Origin of the sequence: Arthrobacter sp. 7Tela_A1, from assembly GCF_049311065.1 — a bacterium.
Taxonomy (GTDB): domain Bacteria; phylum Actinomycetota; class Actinomycetes; order Actinomycetales; family Micrococcaceae; genus Arthrobacter_B.
In genome coordinates, this window is the sequence record NZ_JAXIOO010000009.1 from 1 (window position 1) to 16,918 (window position 16,918).

Genomic DNA, 16,918 nt, shown 5'->3' on the forward strand with positions numbered 1-16,918 from the left:
GCGCCGGATTCCGGCTGGCCCGGGCCGCAGTGAAGGCCCCTCCTTCCGGAGAGAGTTCTTTCACTGCGGCCGGGTGCCTACTTTCCTGCTGCCCCGGGAGCCTGTGCTCGTGCAGCGGCCTGGGGCCTCGGCGGCAGCGGCGCGGGCCGAAGTCCGGGGTACCCTTCCCGGGCCGGCGGCTGGTCCGTCGGGATCTCGGAGAGCATCTCCTTGAGGATCGCCACCCCGGCCTCCAACTGGGGATCCTCACCGGCAGCATAGGAATGCGGCGGGTACGGGACCTCAATGTCCGGCTCGACACCGCGGTTCTCGACCCCGAAGCCGACTCCCCCGGTGAACCAGAACGCATAGCGCGGCTGGGTGACCGATGTACCGTCCGCCAGCTGGAACCGTCCGTCGATGCCCACAACACCACCCCACGTCCGGGTGCCGATAACAGGCCCAATGCCGCGGAGCTTCGCTACCTGCGTGACGATGTCGCCGTCGGATCCGGCAAACTCATCGGCAAGGATCACGACCGGCCCGCGGGGCGACTGGGCAGGGTACGTACCCGCTTCCTGACCGCGCGGAAGCGACCAGGCGGTGACCTTCCTCCCAATCAGCTCGGCCACAAGCTGCGAAGTATGTCCACCGCGGTTGTGCCGGACGTCGATAATCAGCGCCCCCTTAGCTGCCTCGCTGTCCAGGTCCCGGTGCAGCTGGGCCCAGCCGCTGGCTACCATGTCCGGAATGTGGAGATATCCGAAGCGCCCGTCAGAGGCTGCGCGAACAGCCCGGCGGTTTCCGTTGACCCAGTTCTGGTAACGCAGGCGTTCTTCGCTGCGCAGCGGTACGACGGCGATCCTGCGATGCTGCGGTGCTGCGGACTCTTCGCGCCGGAGAACGGTAAGTTCGACCACGCGCCCGCCCGCGCCAACCAGCAGTGCTGCCGGCCCCTTGTCTTCCGGCACCGGCAGGCCATCCACCGCAGCGATCACGTCGCCGGGACGGACATCGGCGCCCGGGGCGCTCAGCGGGGAAATAGCCTGCGGGTCGGAGGACTCGGGATCAAGGATCCGGATTACCTCCCAGCCGCCCGGGCCGGGCCGGAGGTCTGCGCCGAGGAAACCCTGGGATCCACCGGCTTCAGCCACCGGGGCCGGAGTCACGTAGGCGTGGGATGTGCCCAGTTCCCCGTGCAGTTCCCAGAGCAGATCCACCAGGTCGTCATGAGAACCGAGGTTGTCCACCAGCGGACGGTAGCGGGCATGCACGGCCTCCCAGTCCAGGCCGCCCATATCCGGCGTCCAGAAGAAGTCGCGCTGCAGCCGCCATGCTTCATCGAAGGCCTGTCCCCAGACTTTCACCGGTTCCAGGAGAACCCGGATGCGGGTCAGGTCCACAGTGATGTTCTCGACAGAGTCCTCTTCTGTCCGGGAAGCAGCGGGCACCGCCCGGAGCCGGTGCTCATGACGCAGCACCACAGTGCTGCCGTCGCCGCTAAGCTCGTAATCGCCGAGTGCGGGGACAAGGACTGATACGTCCTTCGTGCCCAGGTCGAAGCGTTCGAGCCGCTTGCCCGGGTTACGGTCCGCTGAGGTGGCCCGGCCGTCGCCGGTGACGCCGTAGACGTCCTCAGCGAGCCAGAGCAGGGCACCGTCGGCAGCACGGAGTTTGGAATAGCGCCCCTGCGGAACGGGTACTGCAATGATGCGCTCGGCCAGCCGGTCCAGGTCAACGGCTGTTTCAGCTGCTTGTCCCGGGTCATCCTGGGGATCGTCCGATTCCACCGGCGCGGCAGGCCCGGCCGGCTCCACCACGTGCGCTGCCGGGCCGAACGGCGACGGCGTGGCAGCTGCCAGCGCCACCATGAAGGGCTTGGTGGAAGTGGGGAATCCCAGGTCGAAGCCGTGGGTGTCGTAGACCGGGTCGAAGCTGCGCTCCGACAGGAAGGCGAGGAACCGGCCGTCCCGGGTGAACGAGGGACTGTGGTCGTGGAACCTGCCGTCCGTCACGTCCTGGATCTGGTCTTCGGTGCCGTCTGCCTTCCGGAGCCTGATCCGGGTGCGTGCGCCTTCGCCCGATACTGGTTCCGCCCATGCCAGCCAGCGGGAGTCAGGGCTGAAGGCGAGGTCGTCCACCGCCCCGTGCCCGCTGTCCGCAACCAGGGACAGCTCGGCTGCCTCAACATCAAGGAGGTAAACCTGCCCGAACTCCGTTGCCACTGCCACCAGCCGCCCGTCCGGACTGGGAAGCAGCTCAGAGGTCCGTGTCGGCGAGGGAAACGCGATCCGGGTGAGCCCGGTCTCCGCAGCGGTGTCCTGGGAGGCGAGCACTGCTTCGAAGGCTCCTGTACCCGAAGGCATTGAGGGATCCTGCGGCTGCGTCTCTTCCTGCCCTGTGACATGAGCCGGCAGGGCAGCGCCCGACGCCGAAACCGGTTTGGGCAGCTCAGGCTCCTCCTGTACCGCGGCCGGTGCTGCCGGAACTGCCGAGGAAACCACCCGCTTTTCGGCTCCAGCGGGAAGGGAGCCAAACACGTCCTTGATGAACAGTGCTTCCTCGTTTCCCGGGTCAGCAACGAAGACGGCCCGCCCGCCGGCCAGCGGCCGGCCCAGGCGTGCACGGACGCCGGCCGTAGCTTCGATCACGCGAGAGGGGCCATCCTTGTGCGTGAGCCAGTGCAGCGTACCGTGGCTTTCCACCACGCTGGACTTCCCGGCGGTGTCCGGGGCGGCAGCCATAAGGTGCCGGGCCACGTTGAGCGGACGGGGACGCCGTCCGGTGCCTGCGGATCCAAGCGTGATGTCGAGGCGGACCGGCTCAGCCTCGAGGTCTTCCAGCAGCCACAGCGATCCGGCCGATTCGAAGACCACGCGCGTGCCGTCGGAGGAAGGATGCCGGACATAGAAGTCCTGGAAGTCCGTGTGGCGCCGAAGGTCTGTGCCTGCCGGCGTGACGGAATAGATGTTCCCATAGCCTTCATGGTCCGAGAAGAAGGCAATCCTGCCCTGCACCCACATGGGATAGGCAAGGTTCCCGTCCAGCTGGGGCATCAGCCGGGTGAACTCGCCGTTGCCATCCGCGTCGATCCACAACTTTCCTGCCGTACCGCCGCGGTAGCGCTTCCATCGTGCCGGTTCCCTGCTGAGCACCGACCCCAGGACCAGGGGACGTTCGTCCCCCAGCGCCGGACCGGCCGCAAGCGTGTCCACCGGCCCATAGGGCAGGCGGGACGGCGCCGAACCGTCCAGCGGCACCTCATACGCCCACCGCAGCCGCAGGTCCTCAAACTCGAACGGACTGGTGGCAATGATGTTCCCCGCCGGGCTGAAACCCCGGACCCGGGTGTGCTGGTTACCCCAGAACGTGAGCTGGCGGAAGTTTCCGCCTTCCGTGTCGGCAGCGACGACTTCGGGTGCTCCTCCCTGGACGACAGTCCAGGCGATCATGGACCCGTCGGGAGAGAATCTGGGGTTTCTCGCCGGCAGCTGCAGCGACGAAATACGCCATGCCCGTCCGCCGGCAAGCGGCGCAACCCAGACATCGTCCTCAGCTACGAATGTGACCTGGTCCCCGTGGAGATTGGGATAACGGAGGTAGGGAGTTGAACTCATATCTCCGATCCTATCTTTGTGCTCCCCCGCTCTCGGATTCCGTGCCGGGGAGCACGGCGGCGATCCGCCACCCGCTGTCTGTCAGCACCAGGTCCAGCACCACCTCCCGCCCGGCGGCTGAGCCCGGCGGCCCAACCGGGGACCCGTCAGCCTGGACGCGCTGGAAACCTGAGCTTCCCATGGCGACTGCAACGAGCTCGCCTTCGATCCCGGAGCCCCCTTCTCCCCTGGGAACGGCCCGCAGGACGTCCAGGCGCAGGCCGGAAAGCCGTTCACCCTTCTCCTGGAGCCGCCCAACCTCGGCCGCATCCGCTTCCTCCGCCGGGGACCCAGCCAGGTTGACCCAGCCGAGCAGCGCCGGATCGCCGCGTTCAAAGGACCGGGCACGCAGTGCGGACAGGACATGCACTGCGGCGAGGGGGTCCTGGCCCTGCAGCACGGAAAGCTCGTCGTCAGAAGGAACGTCCTGATCTGCCTGTCCCCGGTCGCCGGAGGCACTCGCAGAGGGGACATGCTCCCCCGCTGCTTCGGGCACAGAACTCTCTTCGGCACCGCCAACCGGGGGAACGTCCGTTGCCGCAGGCAGCAGCAGTTCCTTGGAGGGACCGAGCATTTCCGGCGCCAGCACGGCCACGGCTCCCCAGGCAGCCGTCACCGCCACGACCCCCGTTGCCGCGCCGAGCCACAGCTTCCTGAACCGCCCGCCGGCTGCCCGGCGCACCCTTACGGACCGGGGGTACCCGGTTCCCCATGTCCAGGCTTTCGGCAAACCGAACCGCCGCCGTCGCCTTCGCCCGCGCCGGGGGTGGGGGTGGGCAGTCTCCTGGGCAGCACGCCGGGTCCGCGGGTCAGGCCGGAGGCCGGAAGGGACATTTGCCGGCAAATGCACCGGTTCAGCATCAACAGCCCGGAATGCCGCGGCCGCGAATGCCTCCGCAGTGGGCCGCCTTCCGGCGTCCTCGTCGAGGGCCGCTTCCAAGAGGCTGCTGAGACGCGCGTTTACTCCGCCCAGCACGACAGCGAGCGGCGGACGCAGGCCCGGTTTGAGCGGCCGCCCGGTCAGCATCAACCAGCCCAGCGCTCCCAGCGAGAAAACATCCGCCTCCGGCCCCGCTGCGGAGGAGCCTGCATCGGAAGGGAACTCCGGCTCAAGCCCTGCGCTTCCCACCGGGACTTCCTGCTGCCCGGGGAACATCCGGCCGGTGCCAAAGTCCGCCACCAGCGGCTTGCCGTGCTCCGTGAACAGTACGTTCCCCTGCGACACGGCGCCATGAACGGCACCGTCGGCGTGCAGGCAGGCCAGGGCACGTGCCGCTGCCGTCAGCACGGTAACTACTTCGCCCTCTGAAAGTGTTCCCCGGAGCGCCAGCAGCCCGGCCAGGCTGCCCCCTGCAGCGTATTCCAGCAACAGGGCGGGCCCTTGCTCCGTGTTCAGCAGCCCATGGATGCCAAGCAGGTTCTCGTGCTGCAGCCGGGCGAGGATGGCGGTCTCGCGCCGGAGTTCAAACTCTTCCGCCGTATCCTGCGGCCGGTGCGGAACCTTGAGGGCGAAACCGGCGCCGTCGGCCAACCGCTCCGCTAGCCAGACAGTGCCGTGGCGGCCTTCCCCGAGCAGCCGCCCGATGCGCCACCCGGAACCGGGCACTACTGGACGGCGCATAGTCTGCTCCCCGTGTCCGCCGCCGTCCGGCGCCCGCCCGGCCAACCCAGGACGGTGCACGTCCTCCATAGCGTTCATGGGGACAGTTCTAGCGGGTTCGCGACCCTGCTGCAGGAGTTATCCACAGACAGGCGGCAACGTGATGTGATTCACATCGGCAAGTCTGGAGAACAGCCACTAGGCTGTCCCCTATGGATCTGCACTTCGTGCGCGCAGGGCTCGCTCCGGACTACCTTGATTACAACGACGGATGGGCGCTGCAGCGCACCGCCCACAGCGAGGTTCGGGGCGGCAGCAGGGCAAACACCGTCTTCCTGCTGGAACACCTTCCCGTCTATACGGCCGGCCGCCGCACCGAACCGCATGAGCGGCCTTTTGACGGTACTCCGGTGATTAACGTGGACCGGGGCGGCAAACTCACCTGGCACGGCCCCGGACAGCTGGTGGGCTACCCGGTACTCCGTCTTCCCGACCCCGTCCTCATCGTCGACTATGTCTCCGCCCTCGAAGAAGCGCTGATCGGCGTCCTCGCGGACCACGGACTGGCCGGAGCACGGATCGAGGGACGCTCCGGCGTCTGGATCCGCGGTACCGGCGGGCGCCAGGACCGGAAAATCGCCGCGATCGGAATCCGGGTGGACCACGGCGTCACCATGCACGGATTCTCCCTGAACTGCAGCAATGATCTGGCGCCCTACAGCCAGATCATTGCGTGTGGCATCACGGATGCCGGGACCACCTCGATCAGCGCTGAAACCGGCAGGCCGGTGACACCTGCCGACGTCGTCGGACAGGTGGAAACGCGGCTGCGGCAGAGCCTTGGCGCCCTGCATGCCCCAGCTGTCCGCCCAGACCCGGAACCCCGGGCAGAGTCCGGCACCTACAACGAAGGAGTCCTGAAGTGACACTTGCCCCCGAAGGCCGCCGCCTCCTGCGGATCGAGCAGCGCAATGTTGCCGTTCCGGTGGAACGCAAGCCGGACTGGATCAAAGCCAAGGTCAACATCGGACCGGAGTATGTGCAGCTAAAGGGGCAGGTGAAGAAGGAGGGTCTGCACACCGTCTGCGAGGAAGCCGGGTGCCCCAACATCTTCGAGTGCTGGGAAGACAAGGAAGCGACGTTCCTCATTGGCGGTTCCGAATGCACCAGGCGCTGCGACTTCTGCCAGATCGATACGGGCAAGCCCTCCGCACTGGACAGGATGGAACCGCTGAAGGTGGCACGTTCAGTGCAGTCCATGGGACTGCGCTACGCCACGGTCACCGGTGTGGCCCGGGATGACCTGGAGGATGAAGGAACCTGGCTGTACGCAGAGACCATCCGCCAAATCCATGCCGTGAACCCCGGCACCGGCGTCGAAATCCTGATTCCGGACTTCTCCGGCAAGCCCGAATACATCCAGGCGATCTGCGACGCGGCGCCCGAAGTGTTCGCGCACAACGTCGAGACGGTGCCCCGGCTGTTCAAACGGATCCGGCCCGCCTTCCGGTATGAGCGTTCCCTCGACGTCATTTCCCAGGGGCAGGCTTTGGGCATGGTCACCAAGTCCAACCTGATCCTTGGCATGGGCGAAACGCGGGAGGAGGTAACGGATGCCATGCGGGACCTTCGCGATGCCGGGTGCGACCTGCTCACCATCACGCAGTACCTGCGTCCCAGCGACCGCCACCTCCCCGTGGATCGCTGGGTCAAGCCGGAAGAGTTCGTGGAACTCAGCGCCGAGGCGGAGGAACTGGGGTTCCTGGGAGTCATGAGCGGACCCCTGGTGCGGTCCTCCTACCGGGCCGGCAGGCTGTGGGCGGGAGCGATGCGGAAGAAGGGACGCCAGGTTCCGGCGAACCTTGCACACATCGGGGATTCCGGGACAGCCGCACAGGAAGCGTCGGCAGTCCTGGCGCGCCGCTAGCCAAGCGTTTTCCCCCGTACGGAACCCGCTGCGCGAATGATCCCGCCGGGTGCTCCAGCCAGCCGTGTCACGCGGAGAAGATGCGGGGACTTCATCACGTAGAATTGACGCATTATGGCCAACAGCACTGATTCCGACGCATCCAAGGGCGCCCGCCGCGGCCTCTTCTCCCGCAAGCCGAAGGCGGAAAAGAAGAACAAGCAGCCCGGCCGCATGAAACAGATCGCCGATGTCTTCAAGATGACCCGGCGCAACGACCCCAGCGTTATCTGGCGGATGGTGGGGGCCTTCTTCGGCATCATCGCCATCGGCCTGATCATCGGTTTCCTGATCAACAACTGGGTCACGATGCTCATCATCGCGATCCCGCTTGGCCTGCTGGCCGCCATGTTCATCCTCTCCCGCCGCGCCGAGCGGGCCGCCTTCGCGCAGATCGAAGGGCAGCCCGGTGCCTCCGGCGCTGCGCTCTCCGTGCTGCGCCGGGGCTGGATCCTCGAAGAGCAGCCCGTGGCAGTCAGCCCCCGCACCCAGGACGCAGTCTTCCGCGCGATCGGCCGTCCCGGCATCGTGCTGGTGACTGAAGGCCCTGCCAACCGCGTCCGTGTCCTGGTCGACGGCGAACGCCGCAAGATGAACCGCATCGTTCCCAACGTGCCGGTCCACGTCATCCAGACCGGCCGCGGCGAGGGCCAGGTGCCCCTGCAGCAGGTGGCCAAGAAGGTCAAGAAGCTCAAGAAGTCGCTCACCAAGCAGGAAGTCCAGGCGGTCAACAAGCGGCTCTCCGCCCTCGGCCAGCGCCTGCCGATCCCCAAGGGCATCGACCCCTACCGGGCACGCCCTGACCGCAAGGCCGCACGCGGCCGCTAAGCACAGCAAAACGAACGCCCCCGGCAATCTGCCGGGGGCGTTCCGTTTGTCTACGGGGAGGTTTCAGCGCCCGTGCTTGACCTTCACCAGAACGGTGCCCATGGCCCGGTCGTGCAGGCCGCGCTGATCCGCGTCAAAGATCAGGGGTGGAATCACCAGGCACACCAGGAGTGCACGGACGACGCCGGCCAAGGGACCTGCGGCGCTTCCGTCCATTTTCTGTACCTGGAGGCTGAAGACCCGGTGGCCGATGCTGTACCCCAGCAGTCCCACCAGGACGATCTGCTCTGCGGCGAACACCAGGAGGATGGAAATTTCCGTCCCGCCGAAGAACGCGTAGGCAATGACCGAGGCAAGCGCCCAGTCAATGAGAATGGCACCCAGACGAGGGCCCACCCGTGCAATCGAGCCGGGACCGGACCGAGGGCGTCCGAGCCTCCGTCCCGGCCAGTTCTCTTCGTCGGACGGGGGGCCTTCGAGCCATGAACCTAAGCTTCTTCTGTCAACCACGTTTTAAGACTACCGGGTGGGGCTGCACGGTCCGCCCCCACTGTGACGGCGCCAATTATGACCCCGGGAGCGGACACAGGCTAGGGTGGAGGAAGGCGCCCGGCGCACGTAACGTTGCCGAAACATTGGTGACATGGGCGGGTAACGGGGCGCTCCTAGACTTACTGCTGTTACCGGCCGTCGCGGAACCGGCGCCCGGTGCATGGACAGGTCCACCGCCCGAGGCCCTTCCACTCAAACTGTAAAAGGAGCATAAAAACGATGTTCAAGAATGCGGACGAGGTCCTCAAGTTCATCGCTGACGAAGAAGTAAAATTCGTCGACATTCGATTCACCGACCTGCCCGGCGTGCAGCAGCACTTCAACGTGCCGGCAAAGTCCGTCGATGCCGATTTCTTCGTCAACGGCCAGCTCTTCGACGGATCCTCCATCCGCGGCTTCCAGGGCATCGCCGAGTCCGACATGCAGCTGATCCCGGACGTGACGACCGCGTTCCTGGATCCGTTCCGCATCGAGAAGACCCTCGCCCTGAACTTCTCCATCGTCAACCCGCGCACCGGTGAGCCGTACCACCGTGATCCCCGCGGCGTAGCCGAGCGCGCCGAAGCCTACCTCGCTTCCACCGGCATCGCCGACACCGCGTTCTTCGCTCCCGAAGCCGAGTTCTTCATCTTCGACAACGTCCAGTACGAATCTGCCCCTCAGGGCAGCTTCTACAAGGTCGACTCGATTGAGGCTCCCTGGAACAGCGGCCGTGAGGAAGAAGGCGGCAACCTGGGCAACAAGACCCCCTTCAAGGGCGGTTACTTCCCGGTCGCTCCCGTGGACAAGCAGGCTGACCTTCGCGACGCCATCTGCGTCGAGCTGGACAACGTCGGCCTCGAGGTTGAGCGCTCCCACCACGAAGTCGGCGGCGCCGGCCAAGCCGAGATCAACTACAAATTCACCACGCTGACGCACGCGGCCGATGACCTGATGAAGTTCAAGTACATCGTCAAGAACGTTGCAGATGCCTGGGGCAAGTCCGCCACCTTCATGCCGAAGCCCGTCTTCAACGACAACGGCTCGGGCATGCACTGCCACCAGTCGCTGTGGAACGGCGGCGAGCCGCTCTTCTACGACGAGAAGGGCTACGCCGGGCTGTCTGACGTCGCACGCTGGTACATCGGCGGCCTGCTGAAGCACGCTTCCGCCGTCCTTGCCTTCACCAACCCGACGGTCAACTCCTACCGCCGCCTGGTCAAGGGCTTCGAAGCCCCGGTCAACATGGTCTACTCGCAGGGCAACCGCTCGGCCGGTATCCGCATTCCGATCACGGGCTCCAACCCGAAGGCCAAGCGCATCGAGTTCCGCGCTCCGGACCCCTCCTCCAACCCTTACCTGGCATTCGCTGCGCAGCTCATGGCAGGCCTGGACGGAATCAAGAACCGGATTGAGCCGGCCGACCCGATCGACAAGGACCTCTACGAGCTCCCCGCCGAAGAGGCCAAGCACATCCAGAAGGCTCCGGGCTCCCTTGAGGAAGCCCTGGAAGCGCTGGAAGCCGACAACGAGTTCCTGCAGGCCGGCGGCGTGTTCACCCAGGACATGATCGATGCCTGGATCGAGTACAAGCGCGAGAAGGAAATCTTCCCGCTGTCCCTGCGCCCGAACCCCTACGAGTTCGAGCTCTACTACGGCGTCTAGGACTTCCCGCCGCTGAGGCGGCTAAGCTCCGCTCAAGGGTCCGTATCTTGCCGCAGGGCGGGGTACGGACCTTTTTGTGTTGTCCGGGGGCGGGCGACGCGTGGTTTCGGGTCAGGGTTGACCCGCCCCGGGGCCTGGGACAGGGTGGATCCATGCCTGGAATAACCGATGGACTGTGGGACAGCCTGGACGCCAAGGTTTCCTCGGGATGGTGCCCGGGGCTCGTGGCGGGCGTACGGGTCGGCGGCGAGGTGGAGGTGCACGCGGCCGGAACCTATGGACTCGAAAACCCCCGTCCGATGAGCCCCGTAACGCCGTTCCGGATCTCCTCCCTCAGCAAACTGGTGGGAGGCGCACTGGCCCTGTCGCTGGTTGCGGACGGGACCCTGGAACTGGACGACGACGTCTCCCGCTGGCTGCCCGAGCTGGCCGAACTCCGGGTACTGGCCACGCCCGACGCGCCGCTGGCCGTGACTGGTCCGGCCCGGGGGCCGATGACCCTCCGCCACCTCCTGACCATGACTGCAGGCTTTGGCATCGATTTCGGGCCCACGCCCTACGCCGCGGCTACCCGCGACCTGCTGTGGGGCCCCCATCCCCCGGCCCTGGGTCCGGACGAATACATGGCCCGGCTGGGAAGCCTTCCGCTCGCTGCGCAGCCCGGTGACCGGTGGATGTACCACGCGGGTGCCGATGTGCTGTCCGTGCTCCTGCCGAAAGTCGCCGGGATACCGCTGAGGGAGCTGCTGGCGGAGCGCATCACCGGCCCCCTGGGGCTTACCCGAACAGGCTTCCCGACAGGGCAGGAGGAGTTTCCTGCAGCCTATGAAGCCACGGCCGACGGTCTTCTCGAGGCAGCAGCCTACCAGGACGCGTTCGCGTCACCGCCGGTCTTTGAGTCCCTCGCAGGCGGCCTTGTCTCCACCGTTCCGGACTACGTGGCGTTCCTGGCGGCGCTGGCGGATGACGTCCTGCTTCCAACCGGCCTGGGAGCCCAGATGACCTCCGACCAGCTCACGGAGGCCCAGCGCACCGGATTTGCCGAACTGGCCGGACCGGAGGAGTCCTGGGGCTTTATGAGTGCGGTACAGACCGGTCCGGGAGCGAGCTGGTCCGAACCGGGCATGTGGGGCTGGGCGGGAGGTTCCGGCACCAGCGCCGCTGTCTATCCGAACGGGGACATCGGGGTGGTCTTTACCCAGCGCTTCATGACCGGGCCGGAGGAGAGCTTCGACTGGTTCTGGGCGCCCTTCGGCCAGGCGCGCAGCGAAGCAGCCCCGGACTGACAGGTTCAACGCACGACGGCGGTGCGGCGCCCAGCCGGGCACTGCACCGCCGTCGTCGTCAGCGTTGGCCTTAGAGGACCTTGGCCAGGAAGTCCTGCAGCCGCGGAGACTGCGGGTTCCCGAAGAGTTCCTCCGGGGAGTTTTCCTCCACAATGAGCCCGTCAGCCATAAAGACCACCCGGTCGGCAACTTCACGGGCGAAGCCCATTTCGTGCGTGACCACCACCATGGTCATGCCTTCCTTGGCGAGGTCACGGATGACCTGGAGAACTTCGCCGACCATCTCAGGGTCAAGCGCGGAGGTGGCTTCGTCGAAGAGCATCACGTCCGGCTTCATGGCCAGCGCACGGGCGATCGCCACGCGCTGCTTCTGGCCGCCGGAGAGCTGTGCCGGACGGGCATCGGCCTTGTCCGCCAGCCCCACGCGGTCCAGCAGGGCCAGGGCGTTGGTTCGGACCTCTGCCTTGGAACCCTTCTTCAGTTCCACCGGTGCCAGCATAATGTTCTCCAGCACGGACATGTGCGGGAAGAGGTTGAAGTGCTGGAAGACCATGCCGATGTGCTGGCGGACGTTGTTCAGGTCCACCTTCGGGTCGGTGAGGTCGAAGCCGTCGATCACGACCTTGCCGTCGGTGATGTCTTCGAGCTTGTTCAGGCAGCGCAGGAAGGTCGACTTGCCGGAGCCGGACGGGCCGATCACGCAGACCACTTCGCCCTCGGCGACAGCAACGTCCAGTCCCTTCAGAACCTCGACCGGACCGTAGGACTTGCGCAGGCCGATGGTTTGGATCTTGCTCACTTGTTGAACCTCTTATCCAGGACGTCCGCCAGCTTGGTCAGCAGCGTGATCACGATGAAGTACAGGGCGGCGACGATGATCAGCACCTCGGCGGTGCGGAAGTTCACCGCGTAGACCTGCTGTGCCTGGTACGTCAGCTCCGCGAAGCCGATGACAGCCAGCAGCGATGTGTCCTTCAAGGTGATCACGAACTGGTTGATGAAGGACGGCGTCATGATCTTCACGGCCTGCGGAATGATGATCTTCTGCATCGTCTTGCCGTAGCCAAGGCCCAGGCTGCGGGCCGCTTCCATCTGGCCCGGATCTACTGACTGGATGCCGCCGCGCACGATTTCGGTCATGTAGGCACCGGCGTTAAGGCTCAGCGTCAGGACGCCTGCGGTGAGGACGTCCACCGGCTGGCCGATGAGCTGGGGCAGGCCAAAGTAGAAGAAGAAGGCCTGCACCAGGACAGGGGTGCCGCGGAAGATGCTCACGTAAGTGGTGGCGATACCGCGCAGCACAATCTTGGAGCTGACCTTGAAGAAGCCGAAAATCACACCCAGGATCAGGGCGAAGAACAGGGACAGTGCGGTAGCCAGCAGCGTCAGGCCCAGGCCCTTGGCGAAGGCGGGTGCGTTATCGGTGACCAGGGACCAGAAGCTGGAATCGGCGGCGCCGGCATCCAGGTAGCGGTCCAGGATCTCGTCGTAGTCGCCGGACTCCTGCAGGTTCGCGAGTCCGGCGTTGAACGCCTCCAGCAGTTCCGGGTTGGTGTCCGCATTCACGGCAAAGCCGTAGGAGGAACCAACTTCCTTGTCGGTGACGGTCTTCAGCCCGTTGCCGGACTTGATGCCGTAGGCAAGGACCGGGTAGTCGTCGAACACTGCGACCGAGGAGCCGGCCTTGACGTCGTCGTACATCTGGGCCGACTGGGCGAAAGCGATGACGTCGAAGCCATACTCGTCCTTGATGGACTCGGCAAAGGCCTGGCCTTCCGTGCCGGTCTTGACGGCAACCCGCTTGCCTTCCAGATCTTCGTATCCGGACACGTCGTTGTTGTTCTCCGCCACGGCCATCTGGATGCCGGACTCGAAGTACGGGTCCGAGAAGTCGAAGACCTTCTGGCGTTCCTCGGTGATGGACATGCCGGCGATCACGCCGTCGACCTGGTTGGACTGCAGCGCCTGAAGGGCGGCGTCGAACCCGAGGGAACGGATTTCCACGGCAAAGCCCTGGTCCTCCGCAATCGCGTTCATCAGGTCGATGTCGATGCCGACGAGCTCGCCGTTTTCGCGGAACTCGAAGGGAGCGAAGGTGGTGTCAGTACCGATGGTGTAGGTTTTGCCCGCCACGCTGTCCGGCGCCGGTGAGGTGGCCGCGAAGGCCCCGGTTGCGGGGATGCCCAGCAGCAGCGCCAGCGCTGCAAGCAGGGACGTGAGGGGAACCGCGAGTGAGGCCGGGCTTTTCAGCGCCCGTTTGCCACTGTGCAAAGTAAACGTCTCCTAGCTAATGGTTCGCGGCGATGCGCAGCAAACGCCACCAAAAAGACTACTAGGAATGCGGGCACCCAAATGACAGCGGGCTCCGGGCTCAGGTCCCTTCGAGTCCGTAGCCGTAGAACCAGCGTTCGAAAACACCCCGCGCCCGGCGCGTGATCCGGAGGTAGTGTTCTTCCAACACGCCGCCCTGACCTGCGGAGTAACCGCACCAGCGGGCCACGGCTTCGAGTTCACGCCGCGAGGAAGGAAGCACATCGGCGTTCCTTCCGCCGCGGATCACGTTTGCACAACGGATCCGGCTCGCCAGCAGCCAGCTCTCCCTGAGGATCTGCACGTCGGCTTCCGGAAGGAACCCGCCGTCGCTGATCGCATCCAGCGCCGCCAGCGTCGCCGTGGTCCGCAGGGCTGGGTAGGAATGGGCATGCTGCAGCTGCAGCAGCTGCACGAGCCACTCGACGTCGCTGAGACCGCCGCGGCCCAGCTTGATATGCCGGGAGGGGTCCGCACCGCGGGGCAGGCGCTCGGCTTCGACGCGTGCCTTGATGCGCCGGATCTCCCGGACATCGGCCTTGGCGAGGGATTCGGGATAACGGATGGGGTCGACCAGGGCCAGGAAATCTTCTCCCAGCCTGTCATCGCCCGCCATGGGCCGGGCACGGAGCAGCGCCTGTGCCTCCCAGGCCAGGGACCAGCGTTCGTAGTAGCCCCGGTAGGAATCGAGGGTACGGACCAGCGGCCCCTGCCTGCCCTCGGGGCGCAGTCCGGCGTCGAGCTCCAGGACCCGTTCGGCCAGGACGGCGGGCTGGCAGGGCTGCTGCAGGAGGGATGAGATGAGCCCGACAATCCGCTCGGCCTGCTTCTGCGCAGCCTGCGGATCTGCGCCGGAAAGCGGGCGGTGGACGTACAGGACGTCGGCGTCTGAGCCGTAGCCGATCTCGCGGCCGCCCTGCCGTCCCATGGCAACCACCAGCATGTCCGTGAGCTGCTCCTCCGAGCTGTAGACCTCGTTTTCCGCGGTGTGCAGCATACCCAGCACGGCGGCACGGTCGTTGTCCGAAAGCGCCCGGCCGACTTCTTCCTGCGAAAGCAGGCCGGCACTGTCCGCCACGGCGATCCGGAGCATTTCCCGGCGCCGGATCAGCCGGATCAGGCGCGCGGCTTCTCCGGACCGGGGGTGGCGGGACATCTTGGCCCGTATTTCCTGCCAGAGGGCGTCGAAGCCCAGCGGGTTAAGGTCCTTGTCCGTGCCCAGCCACGCCGTGGATTCGGGGGAAACTTCCAGCAGGTCGCTGATAAAGCGGGAGGAGGAGAGAATGTGGCACAGGCGCTCCCCCGCCGCGGAAGAATCGCGAAGCATGCCGAGGTACCAGTGGCTGTCACCGAGCGACTCGCTGAGCCGGCGGAAGCCAAGCAGGCCGGCGTCGGGGTCCACACCGTCTGCCAGCCAGGCCAGCAGCACGGGAAGCAACTGCCGCTGCAGGGCCGCCCGGCGGCTGATGCCGTTGGTCAGCGCCTCAATGTGCCGCATGGCACCTTTGGGGTCCGCGTAGCCCAGGGCGGCAAGTCGTGCCTGCGCCGCTTCCGGCGTCAGCCGGACTTCGTCTTCAGACAGGTTGGAGGCGGTGTTGAGCAGCGGACGGTAGAAGATCGATTCGTGCAGCCGGCGGACCAGCCGTTTGGTCCGCTGCCAGGTCTCCAGCAGACGCTCGGCGCTCGGCCGGACCAGGGCCAGGGAACCGGCGGAGGACTTGGACAGGGCACGCAGCGCCGGATCCGACTCCGGCATCAGGTGCGTGCGGCGCATGTGGACCATTTGGATGCGGTGTTCCAGGACGCGCAGGTACCGGTACGCCGCATCAAGGTCCGCCGCATCCCCGCGGCCAATGTATCCGCCTTCGCTGAGTGCCGCGATTGCCGACGTCGTGGTGCGGACCCGCAGGCTTTCATCGATCCGGCCGTGGACCAGCTGAAGCAGCTGGACGGTGAACTCCACGTCCCGCAGCCCGCCCTTGCCGAGTTTGATCTGCCGGGCTTCCTCATGGGCCGGGATGTGGTCGGTGACCCGCCGGCGCATGGCCTGGACGGACTCCACAAACCCCTCCCGTTCGGAACTGGACCAGATCAGCGGCGCGACGGCGTCCTCGTACCGCCGGCCCAGATCGGGATCACCGGCGATGGCTCGCGCCTTGAGCAGCGCCTGGAACTCCCAGGTGTGCGCCCAGCGCTGGTAGTAGTTCAGGTGCGACTCCAGTGTCCGCACCAGGGGTCCGTCCTTGCCCTCCGGGCGCAGGTTCGCGTCAACGTCCCACAGACCAGGCTCGGTGGCCGAGGCGTTGATGGCACGGGAAACTCCGGCAGCCATGGCAGTGCCGATGCGGTTTGCCAGCGCTTCATCCAGGCCGGCCGCTTCGATGACATAGATGACGTCGACGTCGGAAATGTAGTTGAGTTCGCTGGCTCCGCACTTGCCCATGCCGATGATGGCCAGGCGTACCGCGGCAACGTCGGCCGGATCAAAGGCCGCGGCAAGTTCCGCCCGGGACACTGCCAGCGCCGCTTCCAGTGCAGCCGCAGCAAGGTCTGCCAGTTCCCGGCCCACCGCGGGCATCGTATCTTCCGGCGAGGCAGCGCCGAGGTCCCGGATGGTCAGGTCCAGCAGGTGCCGCCGGTACCGGGTGCGCAGGCTGACATAGGCCTCCGTGCCCGTCACCGCTGCCACCGTGTTCGGGCCTACGGCAGCACCCACTGATTCCAGCAGCGATGCACGCAGTGTCCGGCCCGGTACCGCCCCGGGTTCCGCGCGCAGCTTAGAAGCCAGCAGGTCCGCGTTCTCCGGGTGGCGCATGACAAACTCCGCCAGCGCCTCCGAGGCGCCCAGCACCCGGAACAGTGCCTCGGCGTCGTCCGGTTCCGCGTTGACCAGCTCGCCAAGGGACGGGATGCGGCTCAGGAGCCTGACCAGGGACTGCAGCGCCATGTCCGGGTTCGCGGCCCGGGCAAATCCGGCGAAGAGCCTCTCCTCGTCGATCCCCGACAGCTCGGGGGCAGCGAGGAAGCGTTCACTCTTCTCCAGGTCCGTAAACCCGGTGGCAATCATGCGTCTGGTCAGGCTCATCAGCTCACCGGC

Annotated in this window: 11 protein-coding genes; 5 read left to right on the plus strand and 6 right to left on the minus strand. The window is 66.2% G+C overall.

The window, feature by feature from the left end; all coding sequences use genetic code 11:
- Positions 1–77 precede the first annotated feature (77 nt).
- Positions 78–3,596, minus strand: coding sequence for a S41 family peptidase (locus TVB01_RS05700; RefSeq protein ID WP_422454811.1), 3,519 nt, complete (start codon positions 3,594–3,596; stop codon positions 78–80).
- Between the two features lie 10 nt (positions 3,597–3,606).
- Positions 3,607–5,256 (minus strand): serine/threonine-protein kinase, encoded by a 1,650-nt coding sequence (locus tag TVB01_RS05705; protein WP_422454813.1) that lies wholly within the window; start codon positions 5,254–5,256, stop codon positions 3,607–3,609.
- Positions 5,257–5,447: 191 nt separating this feature from the next.
- Here TVB01_RS05705 and lipB point away from each other — a divergent pair, with 191 nt between their 5' ends.
- The 3 genes from lipB to TVB01_RS05720 all read left to right on the plus strand — a co-directional run bounded on the left by lipB (position 5,448) and on the right by TVB01_RS05720 (position 8,029).
- On the plus strand, positions 5,448–6,161 hold the full coding sequence (gene lipB, locus TVB01_RS05710) for a lipoyl(octanoyl) transferase LipB (RefSeq protein WP_422454815.1): 714 nt from the start codon (positions 5,448–5,450) through the stop codon (positions 6,159–6,161).
- On the plus strand, positions 6,158–7,162 hold the full coding sequence (gene lipA, locus TVB01_RS05715) for a lipoyl synthase (RefSeq protein ID WP_422454817.1): 1,005 nt from the start codon (positions 6,158–6,160) through the stop codon (positions 7,160–7,162). Before lipB ends, lipA begins: the two co-directional genes overlap by 4 nt.
- A 114-nt stretch (positions 7,163–7,276) precedes the next feature.
- Positions 7,277–8,029: a DUF4191 domain-containing protein gene (locus TVB01_RS05720; RefSeq protein ID WP_422454818.1), complete on the plus strand. Its 753-nt coding sequence runs from the start codon at positions 7,277–7,279 to the stop codon at positions 8,027–8,029.
- Positions 8,030–8,092: 63 nt separating this feature from the next.
- Here TVB01_RS05720 and TVB01_RS05725 read toward each other — a convergent pair whose 3' ends face one another.
- Positions 8,093–8,539 (minus strand): RDD family protein, encoded by a 447-nt coding sequence (locus tag TVB01_RS05725; RefSeq protein ID WP_422454820.1) that lies wholly within the window; start codon positions 8,537–8,539, stop codon positions 8,093–8,095.
- 261 nt (positions 8,540–8,800) lie between these two features.
- On the opposite strand from TVB01_RS05725, the gene glnA reads away from it, so the two are divergent.
- Complete coding sequence (gene glnA / locus TVB01_RS05730) at positions 8,801–10,225, plus strand: type I glutamate--ammonia ligase (RefSeq protein WP_422454822.1); 1,425 nt, start codon at positions 8,801–8,803, stop codon at positions 10,223–10,225.
- A 152-nt stretch (positions 10,226–10,377) separates the two neighbouring features.
- Positions 10,378–11,511, plus strand: a complete 1,134-nt coding sequence (locus TVB01_RS05735; protein ID WP_422454823.1) for a serine hydrolase domain-containing protein — start codon at positions 10,378–10,380, stop codon at positions 11,509–11,511.
- A gap of 70 nt (positions 11,512–11,581) precedes the next feature.
- Here the strand turns inward: TVB01_RS05735 and TVB01_RS05740 are convergent, their stop codons facing one another.
- From TVB01_RS05740 to TVB01_RS05750, 3 genes are all read right to left on the minus strand, one after another.
- Positions 11,582–12,310, minus strand: a complete 729-nt coding sequence (locus tag TVB01_RS05740) for an amino acid ABC transporter ATP-binding protein (protein ID WP_422454825.1) — start codon at positions 12,308–12,310, stop codon at positions 11,582–11,584.
- Entirely contained in the window at positions 12,307–13,782 is a 1,476-nt protein-coding gene (locus tag TVB01_RS05745; protein WP_422454827.1) for an amino acid ABC transporter substrate-binding protein/permease, read from the minus strand. The genes TVB01_RS05740 and TVB01_RS05745 overlap by 4 nt, the downstream gene beginning before the upstream one ends.
- A gap of 100 nt (positions 13,783–13,882) precedes the next feature.
- Positions 13,883–16,906 (minus strand): bifunctional [glutamine synthetase] adenylyltransferase/[glutamine synthetase]-adenylyl-L-tyrosine phosphorylase, encoded by a 3,024-nt coding sequence (locus tag TVB01_RS05750; protein WP_422454829.1) that lies wholly within the window; start codon positions 16,904–16,906, stop codon positions 13,883–13,885.
- Positions 16,907–16,918 lie beyond the last annotated feature (12 nt).